This window comes from Leisingera sp. CC-HEC096 (assembly GCF_059429235.1).
This window is the reverse complement of record NZ_JCAIJS010000001.1, coordinates 1,485,181-1,500,801: the sequence shown is the minus strand read 5'-3', so window position 1 is coordinate 1,500,801 and position 15,621 is coordinate 1,485,181. Positions and strand designations below refer to the sequence as shown.

The window sequence follows — 15,621 nt, the reverse complement described above, 5'->3', positions numbered from 1 at the left end:
CATGATTGACCCGAATCGAGGCCTCCTCTATTGAATTGAACAACTGTTCATATAATCGGCTCTGCCCTGGAGGATCTGCGGGATGTTCAACGCAAGCATGACTTTCGATCTTGGTGAGGACGTGAACGCGCTGCGCGATGTGGTTCACCGCTGGGCGCAGGACCGCGTCAAGCCGATGGCGCAGGAGATCGACCAGAACAACGAATTCCCTGCCGATCTGTGGCAGGAGATGGGCGAGCTGGGCCTGCTAGGCATCACAGTGCCGGAAGAATTCGGCGGCGCGGGCATGTCCTATCTGGCCCACACAGTCGCGGTTGAGGAAATCGCCCGGGCCTCGGCCTCGGTGTCGCTGTCCTACGGCGCGCATTCCAACCTGTGCGTCAATCAGATCAAGCTGAACGGCAACGCCGAGCAGAAGCAGAAATACCTGCCCCGGCTGATCTCCGGCGAGCACGTTGGCGCGCTGGCGATGTCCGAGGCAGGGGCGGGCTCCGACGTGGTGTCCATGAGCTTGCGCGCCGAAAAGCGTAACGACCACTTCCGCCTCAACGGCAACAAGTACTGGATCACCAACGGCCCCGACGCCGATACGCTGGTGGTCTACGCCAAGACCGATCCTGAGGCTGGCTCCAAGGGCATCACCGCTTTCCTGATCGAAAAGGAGATGAAGGGCTTCTCCACCTCCAAGCATTTCGACAAGCTGGGGATGCGCGGCTCAAACACCGCAGAGCTGGTATTTGAAGATGTGGAAGTCCCGTTCGACAACATCTTGGGCGAAGAGGGCAAGGGCGTGCGCGTTCTGATGTCCGGCCTGGATTATGAACGCGTCGTGCTGGCAGGCATCGGCACCGGCATCATGGCGTCCTGCATGGACGAGATGATGCCCTACATGGCGGAGCGCAAGCAGTTCGGCCAGCCGATCGGGAACTTCCAGCTGATGCAGGCCAAGATCGCCGACATGTACACCGCGATGAACTCGGCGCGGGCTTATGTCTATGAGGTCGCCAAGTCCTGCGACAAGGGCACCGTGACGCGCCAGGATGCGGCGGCTTGCTGCCTCTATGCCTCCGAGGTGGCGATGACCCAGGCGCATCAGGCGGTGCAGGCCTTTGGCGGCGCGGGCTACCTGTCCGACAACCCGGTGGGCCGGATCTTCCGCGATGCCAAGCTGATGGAAATCGGCGCCGGCACCAGCGAAATCCGCCGGATGCTGATCGGCCGCGAGCTGATGGGCACCATGTAGAAACGAAAACCCCGCGTCTCCAAGGGAGGCGCGGGGTTTGAAACAAGCCTGGCGGCACGAGGCCAGCCGCCAGACCGGAACCAGACCACTAAGGATCAGAAGCGGTGCACGTAAGCGAGGTTCACGACAACCGGATCAATCTCTGCGGTGCCGATGCTGGCGCCGTTCAGGGTCGCGTCGGTGTCGATGTCCATCCAGCGGACGTTGAACCGCAGCGCGCCATTGTCGGAGATCTGGTAGTCGGCACCGGCGTTGACCGCCACACCAAAGCTGTCGTCAAGGTCGAGCGTGCCAAGCGCGGTCTCTTCTTCAAAGAAGGTGGTGTAGTTCAGGCCCAGACCCAGGAACGGCTTGACCTTGCCGGCGGTCGGGAAGTGATAGTTGACCGACAGGGTCGGCGGCAGCTGCTTGGCGGACGCGGCAAATGCGCCGTTCAGGCGGATGTCGTGTTCGAACGGCGAGGCTGCCAGCAGCTCCACGCCCCAGTTGTCGCGGAAGAAGTATTCAACGGTCAGCGACAGCGCGGTGCCGTCGTCGATATCCGCGGCAGCGCCGGCCAGGGTGCCGTTGCCGGATTTCGGGTTCACGTTGGCGATACCAACACCACCGGTCCAGTCGCCTTGCTGCTGAGCCAGCGCGGGGCCGGCCAGGGCGGCCAGGGCAGAAGTCAGTGCCAGAGCGGAAACCATGCGTTTCATCGGGTGCGTCCCTTTTCTTGTGTTTACCCCGCAGTGGTGCCCCAAAGGGAGGCCGGAAACTCTGATCTGGATCAAGGGGCCGATTGCTTTGCCATTGAAAAGCCAGTGAAAAATTGCATGCCTGTCATGCGTTTCGGGAATGTCTAAATATGCATGATGATTGTAACATTCCTGGGCTTCGCGCTGATGGCCGCTGGGACCTGCCGGACCGGCTGAATATGGCTGCGCAATGCCTGGCGCAACCGGCTGAGAAGACTGCTCTTGTCGACATGACCGGCGTGGCGCGGCGCGATATATCCTACGGCGAGCTCTCAGTTATGACCGACGGGCTGACCCGGTACCTGCAGGGGCGTATCCAGCCCGGCGACCGGGTCGGGGTGCTGCTCAGCCAGTCGCCCTGGTGCGCGGCGGCGCATCTGGCCATCTGGAAGGCGGGCGGCATCTCGGTGCCCCTGTTCAAACTGTTCAAGCACGACGCGCTGGCGTCCCGCGCGGGCGACGCGGGTGTGCGCTTTGTTTTCACCGACGCCGAGGGCGCCGGCCTTTTGGGAGACCTGGCTGAAGCGGTGATGGCAGCAGAGGCAGGCATTGACGGTGCGCCGGTGCCTTTTGCTGACACCACGCCCGAAACGCCTGCCGTTCTGATTTACACCTCCGGCACCACCGGCAGCCCCAAGGGAGCGCTGCACGGCCACCGGGTTTTGACAGGCCACCTGCCGGGGGTTGCCATCAGCCACGACCACCTCGGCCAGCCGGACGATGTCCTCTGGACCCCGGCCGACTGGGCCTGGATCGGCGGCCTGTTCGATGTGCTGATGCCGGGCCTTGCGCTGGGCGTGCCGGTGGTGGCTGCGAGGCTGGACAAATTCTCGCCCGAAGCCTGCGCCGATCTGATCGCCAGGGCCGGTGTGCGCAACATCTTCTTCCCGCCAACCGCGCTCCGCATGCTCAAGGCAGCGGGGCAGGGGCTCGACGGCCTCCGCTCGGTTGCCAGCGGCGGGGAGCCCCTGGGCGCAGAAATGCTCGCCTGGGGCCGGCGCCGGCTGGGCGTGACCATCAACGAATTCTACGGCCAGACCGAATGCAACATGGTGGCCTCCTCCTGCGCCGCCGGTTTCGAGCCGCGCCCGGGTTGTATCGGCAAGGCGGTGCCAGGGCATGAGCTGGCAGTGATCGACGAGGCGGGCAATCCTACAGAAGGCGAGGGCGACGTCGCCATACGCCGCGGCTCGGCCTCAATGCTGCTGGAGTACTGGAACCGGCCCGAAGAGACCGCCGCCAAGTTCCGCGGGGAGTGGCTGGTGACTGGCGATCGCGGCATCTGGGAGGGTGATTACCTGCGCTTTGTCGGCCGCGAGGATGACGTGATCACCTCCGGCGGCTACCGCATCGGCCCCGCGGAGATCGAGGATTGCCTGCTGACTCACCCCGCGGTGGCGACTGTGGGCGTGGTCGGCAAGCCGGATGAGCTGCGCACCGAGATCGTCAAGGCCTATGTGGTACTGAAAACGGGAGCCGCGGCCTCCGAGAAAGAACTGCAGGATTTCGTGAAGGACCGCCTCGCACATTATTCCTACCCGCGCGAGGTCGCGTTTCTGGACGCGCTGCCGATGACCGTGACCGGCAAGGTGATCCGCAAGGAGCTGAAGGCGCGGGCTGTGGGGGAAATTGAATGACTCAAGGTGTTGCATACCCGGCGCACGCCGCGCCAACCGGAATTGAAGATCTCAACCCTATAACGGGAGAGTGGACATGAAACTCACATCCAAGGCGGTGCCCTCTTCGGAAGGCTTCAAGCAGAACCGCGAGGCGCATCTCGAAGCCCTCGCGCAGATCAGCGAGGCGGCGGAGGCCGCGCGAATGGGCGGCGGCGAGAAGTCCCGCGCCCGGCACGAAAGCCGCGGCAAGATGCTGCCGCGCCGCCGGGTGGCGAACCTTTTGGATCCCGGCTCCCCGTTCCTGGAAATCGGGGCCACCGCCGCGCACGCCATGTATGACGGCGCTGCCCCTGCGGCGGGTGTAATCGCTGGCATCGGCCGGGTGCACGGGCAGGAGGTCATGGTGGTCTGCAACGACGCCACCGTGAAGGGCGGCACCTATTACCCGATGACGGTGAAGAAACACCTGCGCGCGCAGGAGATCGCCGAGGAAAACCGCCTGCCCTGCATCTACTTGGTGGACTCGGGCGGTGCCAACCTGCCCAACCAGGATGAGGTCTTCCCCGACCGCGACCACTTTGGCCGGATCTTCTACAACCAGGCCCGGATGTCGGCCAAGGGCATCCCGCAGATCGCCGTGGTCATGGGCTCCTGCACCGCGGGCGGCGCCTATGTGCCTGCGATGTCGGATGTCACCATCATCGTGAAGGAGCAGGGCACCATCTTCCTCGCAGGCCCGCCGCTAGTGAAGGCCGCAACGGGTGAGGTCGTCAGTGCCGAGGACCTGGGCGGCGGCGACGTGCATACGCGCCTGTCCGGCGTGGCCGACTATCTGGCCGAAGACGACGCCCACGCGCTTGCCCTGGCCCGGCGCGCGGTGCAATCGCTCAACATCACCAAGCCTCTGACGGTGAACTGGGCCAGCCCCGAGGAGCCCGCCTATGACCCGGAGGAAATCCTCGGCGTGGTGCCCGGCGACCTGCGCACGCCTTATGATATCCGCGAAGTGATCGCGCGTCTGGTGGACGGCTCCCGTTTCGACGAGTTCAAGCCGCGCTTCGGCGAAACGCTGGTCACGGGCTTTGCCCACCTCAAGGGCTGCCCGATCGGCATCATCGCCAACAACGGCGTGCTGTTCTCCGAAGCCGCCCAGAAAGGCGCGCATTTCGTGGAGCTGTGCAGCCAGCGCAAGATCCCGCTGGTGTTTCTGCAGAACATCACCGGCTTCATGGTCGGCCGGAAGTACGAGAACGAAGGCATCGCCCGCCACGGCGCCAAGATGGTGACGGCGGTGGCGACCACCAATGTGCCCAAGGTCACCATGCTGGTCGGCGGCTCCTTCGGCGCGGGCAACTACGGCATGTCGGGCCGCGCCTACCAGCCGCGCTTCCTTTGGACCTGGCCGAACTCCCGCATCTCGGTGATGGGCGGCGAGCAGGCGGCGGGCGTGCTGGCCACCGTCAAACGCGACGCCATCGAGCGCCAGGGCGGCAGCTGGAGCGCTGAGGAAGAGGCCGAATTCAAACGCCCCACCATCGAGATGTTCGAGGAGCAGAGCCACCCGCTCTATGCCTCGGCGCGCCTTTGGGACGACGGCATCATCGACCCGCGCAAGAGCCGCGACGTGCTGGCACTGTCGCTCAGCGCAGCGCTGAACGCGCCGATCGAAGACACGCGCTTCGGCGTCTTCCGGATGTAAGATCCGCTCTTCATCTGGCCAGAAGTATCCCCGGGGGTCCGGGGGCAGGCAGCCCCCGGTCCAGAGATCCAGACAAAGGACCAACCCCATGTTTGACAAGATCCTGATTGCCAACCGCGGCGAAATCGCCTGCCGCGTGATGGAAACCGCCCGCACCATGGGCGTGCGCACCGTGGCGGTTTATTCCGACGCCGACGCCGCCGCAAAACACGTGCAGATGGCGGACGAGGCCGTGCATATCGGCGGCCCGGCCCCGGCGGACAGCTACCTGAAGGGGGATGAGATCATCCGGGTGGCGCAGGAAACCGGTGCCCAGGCGATCCACCCGGGCTACGGCTTCCTGTCGGAGAACCCGAAATTCGTTGAGGCGGTGGAGGCCGCGGGGCTTGTGTTCATCGGGCCGTCTGCGGATGCGATCCGCAAGATGGGCCTCAAGGACGCCGCCAAGGCGCTGATGGAAGAGGCCGGCGTTCCGGTGGTGCCCGGCTACCATGGCAGCAACCAGGACCCGGAGTTCCTGGCCGCCGAGGCGGGAAAAATCGGCTACCCGGTGCTGATCAAGGCGGTTGCCGGCGGCGGCGGCAAGGGGATGCGGCTGGTTGAGAAACCGGAAGATTTTGCCGATGGCCTGAAAAGTGCGCAGGGCGAAGCAACCACCGCCTTTGGGAACCCCGACGTTCTGATCGAGAAATACATCCAGCAGCCCCGTCATATCGAGGTTCAGGTCTTTGGCGACGGGACCCAGGCGGTGCATCTGTTCGAGCGCGACTGCTCGCTGCAGCGGCGCCACCAGAAGGTGATCGAAGAGGCTCCGGCGCCCGGCATGACCCCGGAGATGCGCGAGGCGATGGGCCAGGCCGGTGTGCGCGCGGCTGAAGCGATCGGCTATAAGGGCGCAGGCACGGTTGAGTTCATCGTCGACGGCTCTGACGGGCTGCGCCCGGATGGCTTCTGGTTCATGGAAATGAACACCCGCCTGCAGGTGGAACACCCCGTGACCGAGCTGATCACTGGCGTCGATCTGGTGGAATGGCAGCTGCGTGTGGCCTCGGGCGAAAGCCTGCCTGCCAAGCAGGATGACCTCTCCATCACCGGCCACGCTTTTGAGGCACGGCTTTATGCTGAGGACGTGCCCAAGGGCTTCCTGCCCGCAACCGGCACGCTGACGCATCTGTCCTTCCCGGCAGAGGCCCGCGCCGACAGCGGTGTGCGGGCAGGGGACACCATCAGCCCCTGGTACGACCCGATGATCGCCAAGGTGATCGTGCACGGCTCCACCCGCAAGGTGGCGCTGTCGCGGCTGGCCCGCGCGCTGGAGGATACCGAGGTGGGCGGCACCGTGACCAACCTGGCCTTTCTCGGGGCGCTGGCGGCGCATGAAGGTTTTTCCAATGGCGACGTGGACACCGGCCTGATCGGCCGCGATCTGGAAACGCTGGTGGCGCCGCCCAGGGTGGAAACCCGCCACAAGGCTGCTGCCGCCATGGTGGCGCTGGATCTGGCGCAGGCTGCGCCGCACACCGGCTTCAGCCTGTGGGCGCCGCTGCACCGCGCCGTGACCCTGACCCATGCGGGCGAGGAATTCACAGCTGATGTTCAGGTGGACGGGCCGGACCGGCAGCTGTGGACCATTGAGGGCGAAACCGTCGTGGCTGAGCGCAGCCAAGGCCAGTGGCGTATCGGCGAGCGCCGGATGCCGACGGTTTCGCAGTCCGGCTCTCTGATCACTGTGCATGATGCCTATGGTCTGGAATTCACCGTGGTGGACCCGCTGGACCGCGCTGCCGCCGCGGGCGGCGACATGAATGTGGTCGAGGCGCCGATGCCGGGCCTGGTCAAGGCGGTGTTCGCCGAAGCGGGCCAGGCGGTGAAGGAAGGCGACCGTCTTGCGGTCCTGGAAGCCATGAAGATGGAGCACTCGCTGCTGGCCGCCCGCGATGGGATTGTGGCCGAAGTGCTGGCCTCTGCCGGTGATCAGGTCGAGGCCGGCGCCGCGCTGGTGCGGCTGGAAGAAGAAGACAGCTGATCCAAGCCCGGGGCGGCGCGTTTGCCGCCCCCGCTGCAGTTTGAGTATTTTTGGAAAGATGAAGCCGGGAGGGCGTTCCATGAGCGAGTTTGTCGAGATCTTCGAGGTCGGCCCGCGCGACGGGCTGCAGAACGAGAAGCGGGAGATCCCGGTTGCGGAGAAGGTGGCGCTGACCGACTGCCTCAGCCGCGCCGGATTCAAGCGCATTGAGGTGGCAAGCTTTGTGTCGCCCAAATGGGTGCCTCAGATGGCTGGTTCGGGTGAAGTGCTGGCGGGTATCTCCCGTGCCGAGGGAGTCCGCTATGCAGCGCTGACCCCCAACATGCGCGGGTTTGAGGATGCAGTGGCGGCCAAGGCGGATGAGATTGCGGTCTTCGCCTCGGCCTCCGAAGGGTTTTCCAAGGCGAATATCAACGCCACCATCGAGGAAAGCATCACCCGCTTTCTGCCTATTCTGGACGCGGCAAAGGATATCGGGCTGCCGGTGCGCGGCTATGTGTCCTGCGTGACGGACTGCCCTTTCGACGGGCCGACCCCGCCGCAGAAGGTGGCTGAGGTGGCCGGGCGATTGTTCGAGCTGGGCTGCTACGAGATTTCGTTAGGCGACACCATCGGGCAGGGCACACCAGAGACGATCTCGGCGATGCTGCAAGCGGTGGTTCAGCAGGTGCCGGCAGGGCGGCTTGCGGGTCACTATCACGACACTGCGGGCCGGGCGCTAGCCAATATCGAGGCCTCGCTGGACTTGGGCGTGCGGGTGTTCGATGCCGCGGTGGGCGGCCTTGGCGGCTGCCCCTATGCGCCGGGGGCTGCGGGCAATGTGGCCACCGAAGCGGTGCACAAGCGTCTGACGGAGCTGGGCTATGACACCGGGCTGGACGCGGATGTGCTGGCAGAGGCTGCCGCGATGGCCCGCGCCATGCGCGGCCTGCAGTAAGATTTCAGCGGAGAATCAAGATGTTTGAAACGATCACCCTGGACACCGACGACCGCGGCGTCTGCACTCTGACACTGAACCGCCCGGACAAGCACAACGCGATGTCGGGCCAGATGCTGCAGGAGCTGACGCTGGCGGCCAAGCGGCTGGCGACGGACGAAACTGTCCGCGTGGTGGTGCTGACCGGCGCGGGCAAGAGCTTTTGCGCGGGCGGCGACCTGGGATGGATGCGCCAGCAAATGGACGCGGATGCCGAAACCCGGGGCCGCGAGGCACGGGTGCTGGCGGAAATGCTAATGGCGCTCAACACCCTGCCCAAGCCGGTGATCGGGGCGCTGCAGGGAAATGCCTTTGGCGGCGGTGTCGGCATGGCCTCGGTCTGCGACGTGGCAATTGGCGCGGATCACTTGAAGATGGGCCTGACCGAGACCAAGCTGGGTCTGATTCCCGCCACCATCGGACCCTACGTGATTGCCCGGATGGGCGAGGCCAAGGCGCGCCGGGTGTTCATGTCGGCGCGGCTGTTTGGCGCGGATGAGGCTGTGGAGCTTGGCCTGCTGGCCAAAGCGGTTCCGGCGGACCAGCTGGCCGAGGCGGTTGAGGCGGAGGTTTCGCCCTATCTCAACTGTGCGCCGGGGGCCGTGGCCGCGGCCAAGCAGCTGGCCCGTGACCTGGGGCCGAGGCTGGATGACGCTGTGATCGACCACACAATTGAGGCGCTTGTCGAGCGCTGGGAAGGAGAGGAGGCGCGCGAAGGCATCAGCGCCTTTTTCGAGAAGCGCAAGCCCGGCTGGCAGGCCTGAGAAACCGGTATTCCCGACTCACTATTGAAGGGCGGCTGCAGCTTTCGTTGCGGCCGCTTTTCTTATGGAATCACTAAGAGATTACAGACATGTTGCGGCAGTGCTTTTTCGTGTCACAAACCCTCGTTGTTTAACCTTGCCTTAGTTGACGCTGTAGGGGCGGAGGGGTAGACACACTCCAAATCAACACGCCAATTGACGTCGCGCGGGAAACCGCCGGGGAAAGGAGCTGCTCTTGGAAGAGATGTTGAGGGAATACTTGCCGATCCTGGTCTTCCTGGCCGTCGCGGCAGGTTTGGGGATTGTCCTCATCCTGGCAGCCGTTGTGCTGGCGGTCCGCAATCCGGACCCGGAGAAGGTCAGCGCCTATGAATGCGGTTTCAACGCTTTCGACGACGCCCGAATGAAATTCGATGTCCGGTTTTACCTGGTGTCGATTCTCTTCATCATTTTTGACCTGGAAATCGCTTTCCTGTTTCCTTGGGCCGTCGGTTTCAAGGACATCAGCGACACCGGCTTCTGGTCTATGATGGTGTTCCTGGGCGTGCTGACCATCGGCTTTGCCTATGAATGGAAGAAAGGGGCCCTGGAATGGCAGTGATGACCGGACCCAACACCGCCGGTGTGGACAAGGAAGTTGTCACCCGGGCCCTGAATGCCGAGCTGCAGGACAAGGGCTTTCTGCTCACCTCGGCCGAGGACATCATCAACTGGGCGCGCACAGGTTCGCTGCACTGGATGACTTTCGGTCTGGCGTGTTGCGCGGTTGAGATGATGCACACCTCGATGCCGCGCTATGACGCCGAACGCTTCGGCATCGCGCCGCGCGCCTCCCCGCGCCAGTCGGACGTGATGATCGTTGCGGGCACCCTCACCAACAAGATGGCACCGGCCCTGCGCAAGGTTTACGACCAGATGCCCGAGCCACGGTATGTGATCTCGATGGGCTCCTGCGCCAATGGCGGCGGTTATTACCACTACAGCTATTCCGTGGTGCGCGGCTGCGACCGGGTTGTGCCGGTTGATGTCTACGTGCCGGGCTGTCCGCCGACCGCCGAGGCGCTGCTTTATGGCCTGATGCAGCTGCAGCGCAAGATCCGCCGCACCGGCACCCTGGTGCGCTAAGGAAAGGCGGAACAGATATGACTGAAGCACTGAAAGAGCTTGGCGCCCAGATCGAAGCCAAACGCCCCGATTGCGTGGTGGCCTGGGACGTGTCCTTTGGCGAGCTGAACATCGACGTTACGCCCTCGAACATCGCCGGTCTGGTGGAGTTCCTGAAATCGGACCCGAACTGCAAGTTTTCAACCCTGGTGGACATCACCGCGGTGGATTACCCGGAGCGCGGCAAACGGTTCGACGTGGTCTACCACTTCCTGTCGATGTACCGGAACCAGCGCATCCGCCTGCGCGCCGCCGTGCGCGAGGACGAAATGGTGCCCTCGATCGTGAAGGTGCACCCCTCGGCCAACTGGTTTGAGCGTGAAGTCTACGACATGTTCGGCATCCTGTTCTCGGGCCATCCGGACCTCCGCCGGCTGCTGACCGACTACGGCTTCCGCGGCTACCCGCTGCGCAAGGATTTCCCGACCACCGGCTATACCGAGGTCCGCTATGACGACGCGCAGAAGCGCGTGGTCTATGAGCCGGTGAAACTGGTGCAGGAATACCGCCAGTTTGATTTCATGTCCCCGTGGGAAGGTGCCGAATACATCCTGCCAGGAGACGAGAAGGAGGGGGCGCAATGATGGACGGCTCCAAATTTGACGCCAAGTATGACGATGGCAGCGTCGACGCGCTGAGCGGCGAGCAGAAGATCCGCAACTTCAACATTAACTTCGGCCCGCAGCACCCTGCGGCGCATGGGGTTTTGCGTCTGGTGCTGGAGCTGGACGGCGAGATTGTTGAGCGTTGCGATCCGCATATCGGCCTGCTGCACCGTGGCACCGAAAAGCTGATGGAAAGCCGCACCTACCTGCAGAACCTGCCGTATTTCGACCGCCTCGATTACGTGGCGCCGATGAACCAGGAGCATGCCTGGTGCCTGGCCATCGAAAAGCTGACCGGCACCGAAGTGCCGCGGCGCGGCCAGCTGATCCGGGTGCTCTACTCGGAAATCGGCCGGGTGCTGAACCACCTCTTGAACGTCACCACGCAGGCGATGGACGTCGGCGCGCTGACCCCGCCGCTGTGGGGCTTTGAAGAGCGCGAAAAGCTGATGATCTTCTACGAGCGGGCCTGCGGCGCGCGCCTGCACGCGGCCTACTTCCGCCCCGGCGGCGTGCATCAGGACCTGCCGGATGAGCTGCTGGATGATATCGACCTTTGGGCGATGGAATTCCCCAAGGTGCTGGACGATATCGACGGCCTGCTGACCGAAAACCGGATCTTTAAGCAGCGCAACTGCGACATCGGTGTGGTGACCGAGGAGGACATTCAGCAGTACGGGTTCTCCGGCGTCATGGTGCGCGGCTCCGGCCTCGCATGGGACCTGCGCCGCGCGCAGCCCTATGAATGCTATGACGAGTTCGAGTTCCAGGTGCCGATCGGCAAGAACGGCGATTGCTACGACCGCTACCTCTGCCGGATGGAAGAGATGCGCCAGTCGACCTCGATCATCCGCCAGGCGATTGCCAAGCTGCGCGAAGCCACCGGCGACGTGCTGGCCCGCGGCAAGCTGACACCGCCCAAGCGCACCGACATGAAGACCTCGATGGAAAGCCTGATCCACCATTTCAAGCTGTACACCGAAGGCTTCCACGTGCCCGCAGGCGAGGTCTACGCCGCCGTCGAGGCGCCCAAGGGCGAGTTCGGCGTCTACCTGGTGGCGGATGGGACCAACAAACCCTACCGCTCCAAGATCCGCGCGCCGGGCTTCCTGCACCTGCAGGCGATGGACCACGTTGCCAAGGGCCACCAGCTGGCCGACGTCGCCGCCATCATCGGCACCATGGACGTCGTATTTGGAGAGATTGACCGCTAATGCTTCGCCGTCTGCATTCCGAACAACCCGCGAGCTTTGCCTTTACCCCGGCCAACCAGGCCTGGGCCGAGGCGCAAATCACCAAATATCCTGAGGGCCGCCAGGCCTCGGCGGTCATTCCGCTTTTGTGGCGTGCGCAAGAGCAGGAAGGCTGGGTCTCCAAACCCGCGATCGAAGCTATCGCCGATATGCTCGGCATGGCTTACATCCGGGTGCTGGAGGTTGCCTCCTTCTACTTCATGTTCCAGCTGCAACCGACTGGTTCCGTTGCCCATGTTCAGATCTGCGGCACCACCTCCTGCATGATCTGCGGCGCAGAGGACCTGATCGCCGTCTGCCAGGAGAAGATCGCCAACAAGCCGTTCACCCTGTCGGCGGATGGCAAGTTCACATGGGAAGAGGTCGAGTGCCTGGGGGCCTGCACCAACGCCCCGATGGCGCAGATCGGCAAGGACTATTACGAGGATCTGACGGCAGAAGGCTTTGCCAAGCTGCTGGACGATCTGGCCGCTGGCACGCTGGTGGCGCCGGGTCCGCAGAACGGCCGTTATGCGGCTGAGCCGAAATCGGGCCTCACCTCGCTGACCGACTTCGACAGCGGCAAGACGCAGTACAATGCCTCGGTGCAGCTGGCGATGGACGTTAAGGACGGCATCAAACGCATCCAGGGCGATGAAGTGCCGCTGCTGACCCCGTGGATCGGCAAGGATGGTGTCGTCGCCGGCCGTGCGGCCGAAGGCCAGCCGCCGAAGGCTCCGGAAGCCCCGGTTCCCGCAGCCAAGAAAGCGGAAGCGATCAAGACGGCGCCGGTGAAGAAGTCCGATGCGGTGGAACCTGCCTCGCCCGAGGGCGCTGCGGCAAAAGCAACTGAGGAAAGCCAGCCGGAGCTTCTGAAGGAAGCCCGCGGCGGCCTGGCCGATGACCTCAAGCTGCTGAAAGGGGTTGGTCCCAAGCTGGAGGCCAAACTGAACGAACTCGGCTTCTTCCACTTCGACCAGATCGCAGACTGGACCGAGGAAGAGATCGCCTGGGTCGATTCCCGTCTTAAGTTCCGGGGCCGGATCTCCCGCGATGGCTGGGTCGAGCAGGCGAAACGGCTGCAAGTGGGTGATGAGACCGAGTTCGCCCGGCGTGCCAAAGAAGAGCACATCTACGACGACGACGAATAATCAGGCCGCGGCCCCCTGGGGCCGGGTTTGGGTGATAGGAAACAGATGACCAAGGAACAGGACCAGGCCATTGCAGCAAAGGGCCGGCACATCGCGCTTGTGATTGCCGGGACCATTTCGCTGTGGATCGTGCTGTCGCTGTTCATTGGCCCCATGCTGGGGCTGCCGGGGCGCTATGCGCTGCTGTTCGACTTCGCCGCGCTGGCGGGCATGATCTATGCCCTGGTCAACATATTTCAACTCTGGCGCATGCGCCGGGACAGCCAAAGGTAGGCACACATGCTGAAGGATCAGGACCGGATCTTTACCAACCTTTACGGGATGCACGAGCGCACGCTGGCGGGCGCCAAGGCACGCGGCCATTGGGATGGCACTGCGGGTCTGATCCAAAAGGGCCGCGACTGGATCATTCAGACCATGAAAGACAGCGGTCTGCGCGGCCGCGGCGGCGCGGGCTTCCCGACCGGTCTCAAGTGGTCCTTCATGCCTAAGGAGAGCGACGGCCGCCCGGCGTATCTGGTTGTAAACGCTGATGAATCCGAGCCCGGCACCTGCAAGGACCGCGAAATCATGCGCCACGATCCGCACACGCTGATCGAGGGCTGCCTGATCGCCTCCTTCGCGATGAACGCGCACACCTGCTACATCTACCTGCGCGGCGAATACATCCGCGAGCGCGAGGCGCTGCAGGCCGCGATCGACGAAGCCTACGACCAGGGCCTCCTGGGCAAGAACGCGGCCGGGTCCGGCTGGGATTTCGACATCTTCCTGCACCACGGGGCAGGGGCCTATATCTGCGGCGAGGAAACCGCCCTGATCGAAAGCCTCGAAGGCAAGAAGGGTATGCCCCGGATGAAGCCGCCGTTCCCGGCGGGCGCGGGTCTTTATGGCTGCCCGACCACCGTGAACAACGTGGAATCCATCGCCGTTGTGCCCACCATCCTGCGCCGCGGCGCCGACTGGTTCGCGGGCTTCGGCCGCCAGAACAATGCGGGTACCAAGCTGTTTGCGATCTCCGGCCACGTCAACAACCCCTGTGTGGTTGAAGAGGCGATGTCGATCTCCTTTGAGGAGCTGATCGAGAAGCACTGCGGCGGCATCCGCGGCGGCTGGGACAACCTGCTGGCGGTGATCCCCGGCGGCTCCTCCGTGCCGTGCGTGCGCGGCGAGAATATGCGTGATGCGATCATGGATTTCGACTACCTGCGCGGGGAGCTGGGCTCGGGCCTCGGCACCGCGGCGGTGATCGTGATGGACAAGCAGACCGACATCATCAAGGCGATCTGGCGTCTGTCCAAGTTCTACAAGCACGAAAGCTGCGGCCAGTGCACGCCCTGCCGTGAAGGCACCGGCTGGATGATGCGTGTGATGGACCGCCTGGTGAAGGGCGAGGCGGAGCTGGAAGAGATCGACATGCTGTGGGACGTGACAAAACAGGTCGAAGGCCACACCATCTGCGCCCTTGGCGACGCGGCGGCCTGGCCGATCCAGGGCCTGATCAAGAACTTCCGCGAGGAAATCGAGGACCGCATCAAGGCCCAGAAATCGGGCCGCATGGGCGCGATGGCGGCGGAGTAACCCTTGATGGAAGCTTTCGCCGCATATTCCCACGCCTTGGCCGCGCTGGTGATCTTTACCTTGATCATCCTGGCGCTCTCGCCGTTTTCGGCGCTGGCCAAGCAGAAGGCGGGCCTCGCTCCGGGCGCCACGCCGGATGAGGACTATGCGGTCAAAGCCTACCGTCTGAACCGGGCCTATCTGAACGGCTGCGAGACGCTGCCGGCCTTCCTGACCGTGACACTGGCGGCCATTCTGGCCGGTGCGGCGCCGTTCTGGGTGAACTTGCTGGCCTCATTGGCGCTGGTGGCCCGGGTGATCATGATCGTCATCCACCTGCGCGGGAGCGGCAAACCGCATGGCGGGCTGCGGTCGGTATTTTACGTGATTGGCTGGGCCTGCATGGGCGGCCTGGCACTTATGACATTGGCGGCAGTATTTTGAGCATTCTTAAGACATACCGGATGGCGGTGCCGACGGCCTGCCTTGCAGCGGCAGCGCTGCTGACGGCTTGCGGCACCACGGCCAGCAACAACCGCGTGCTGTATGACGGCGTGCCGTTCAAGGCCAAGGCCAAACCCGTCGACAAAAAGGCGGACCCGGCCGTGTTCTACGTCGAAATCAAGGGCGCGGACCGCTCCGTCAAGGGCGCGCGCGAAGCCGCACATCATGCCGGGACGAAATACTGCGTGGTCACCTATGGCTCGTCCAAGATCGCCTGGGCAATCGACCCGAGGGATGAGGCAGCACCGCTGACCCTGACTGATGGCCGCGCAACCTTTCAGGGAACCTGCACCCCGTGAGCGGATTTCCGGCATATCAGGGCCGAAAGGCCGGTCTGCTATTGC

The 15,621-nt window shown here is 64.0% G+C and carries 16 protein-coding genes; 15 read left to right on the top strand and 1 reads right to left on the bottom strand.

Features of this window, described 5'->3' with window-relative positions; all coding sequences use genetic code 11:
* The first annotated feature begins 82 nt into the window (after positions 1–82).
* Complete coding sequence (locus tag AC5STI_RS07365; protein ID WP_495446205.1) at positions 83–1,243, top strand: isovaleryl-CoA dehydrogenase; 1,161 nt, start codon at positions 83–85, stop codon at positions 1,241–1,243.
* Positions 1,244–1,338: 95 nt separating this feature from the next.
* On the opposite strand, the gene AC5STI_RS07360 is transcribed toward AC5STI_RS07365, so the two are convergent.
* Positions 1,339–1,941 carry an OmpW/AlkL family protein gene (locus tag AC5STI_RS07360; RefSeq protein ID WP_495446204.1) on the bottom strand — a complete coding sequence of 201 codons (603 nt, stop codon included), beginning with the start codon at positions 1,939–1,941 and terminating at the stop codon, positions 1,339–1,341.
* Positions 1,942–2,090: 149 nt separating this feature from the next.
* Between AC5STI_RS07360 and AC5STI_RS07355 the strand changes: the two genes are divergently transcribed.
* The 14 genes from AC5STI_RS07355 (at position 2,091) to AC5STI_RS07290 (ending at position 15,576) form a co-directional block, all read left to right on the top strand.
* Positions 2,091–3,617, top strand: a complete 1,527-nt coding sequence (locus AC5STI_RS07355) for an AMP-binding protein (RefSeq protein ID WP_495446203.1) — start codon at positions 2,091–2,093, stop codon at positions 3,615–3,617.
* A gap of 76 nt (positions 3,618–3,693) precedes the next feature.
* Entirely contained in the window at positions 3,694–5,298 is a 1,605-nt protein-coding gene (locus AC5STI_RS07350; RefSeq protein ID WP_495446202.1) for a carboxyl transferase domain-containing protein, read from the top strand.
* Positions 5,299–5,386: 88 nt separating this feature from the next.
* Positions 5,387–7,324 carry an ATP-binding protein gene (locus tag AC5STI_RS07345; protein ID WP_495446201.1) on the top strand — a complete coding sequence of 646 codons (1,938 nt, stop codon included), beginning with the start codon at positions 5,387–5,389 and terminating at the stop codon, positions 7,322–7,324.
* A 79-nt stretch (positions 7,325–7,403) separates the two neighbouring features.
* Positions 7,404–8,261, top strand: coding sequence for a hydroxymethylglutaryl-CoA lyase (locus tag AC5STI_RS07340; protein WP_475052947.1), 858 nt, complete (start codon positions 7,404–7,406; stop codon positions 8,259–8,261).
* 20 nt (positions 8,262–8,281) lie between these two features.
* On the top strand, positions 8,282–9,064 hold the full coding sequence (locus AC5STI_RS07335; RefSeq protein ID WP_495446200.1) for a crotonase/enoyl-CoA hydratase family protein: 783 nt from the start codon (positions 8,282–8,284) through the stop codon (positions 9,062–9,064).
* 235 nt (positions 9,065–9,299) lie between these two features.
* Positions 9,300–9,665 carry an NADH-quinone oxidoreductase subunit A gene (locus AC5STI_RS07330; RefSeq protein WP_024090668.1) on the top strand — a complete coding sequence of 122 codons (366 nt, stop codon included), beginning with the start codon at positions 9,300–9,302 and terminating at the stop codon, positions 9,663–9,665.
* A complete protein-coding gene (locus AC5STI_RS07325) occupies positions 9,656–10,189 on the top strand; it encodes a NuoB/complex I 20 kDa subunit family protein (RefSeq protein ID WP_421053476.1) in 534 nt (177 codons plus the stop codon). The genes AC5STI_RS07330 and AC5STI_RS07325 overlap by 10 nt, the downstream gene beginning before the upstream one ends.
* 17 nt (positions 10,190–10,206) lie before the next feature.
* Positions 10,207–10,812, top strand: a complete 606-nt coding sequence (locus tag AC5STI_RS07320) for an NADH-quinone oxidoreductase subunit C (protein WP_495446199.1) — start codon at positions 10,207–10,209, stop codon at positions 10,810–10,812.
* Positions 10,812–12,047 carry an NADH-quinone oxidoreductase subunit D gene (locus tag AC5STI_RS07315; protein ID WP_490399308.1) on the top strand — a complete coding sequence of 412 codons (1,236 nt, stop codon included), beginning with the start codon at positions 10,812–10,814 and terminating at the stop codon, positions 12,045–12,047. The genes AC5STI_RS07320 and AC5STI_RS07315 overlap by 1 nt, the downstream gene beginning before the upstream one ends.
* A complete protein-coding gene (locus tag AC5STI_RS07310; protein ID WP_495446198.1) occupies positions 12,047–13,216 on the top strand; it encodes an NADH-quinone oxidoreductase subunit E in 1,170 nt (389 codons plus the stop codon). Before AC5STI_RS07315 ends, AC5STI_RS07310 begins: the two co-directional genes overlap by 1 nt.
* 45 nt (positions 13,217–13,261) lie before the next feature.
* Complete coding sequence (locus AC5STI_RS07305; protein WP_260027742.1) at positions 13,262–13,489, top strand: DUF5337 domain-containing protein; 228 nt, start codon at positions 13,262–13,264, stop codon at positions 13,487–13,489.
* A 6-nt stretch (positions 13,490–13,495) separates the two neighbouring features.
* Positions 13,496–14,794 carry an NADH-quinone oxidoreductase subunit NuoF gene (nuoF, locus tag AC5STI_RS07300; protein WP_495446197.1) on the top strand — a complete coding sequence of 433 codons (1,299 nt, stop codon included), beginning with the start codon at positions 13,496–13,498 and terminating at the stop codon, positions 14,792–14,794.
* A gap of 6 nt (positions 14,795–14,800) precedes the next feature.
* Entirely contained in the window at positions 14,801–15,217 is a 417-nt protein-coding gene (locus AC5STI_RS07295) for an MAPEG family protein (protein WP_495446196.1), read from the top strand.
* Complete coding sequence (locus AC5STI_RS07290) at positions 15,214–15,576, top strand: hypothetical protein (protein ID WP_495446195.1); 363 nt, start codon at positions 15,214–15,216, stop codon at positions 15,574–15,576. The genes AC5STI_RS07295 and AC5STI_RS07290 overlap by 4 nt, the downstream gene beginning before the upstream one ends.
* Positions 15,577–15,621: the final 45 nt, after the last annotated feature.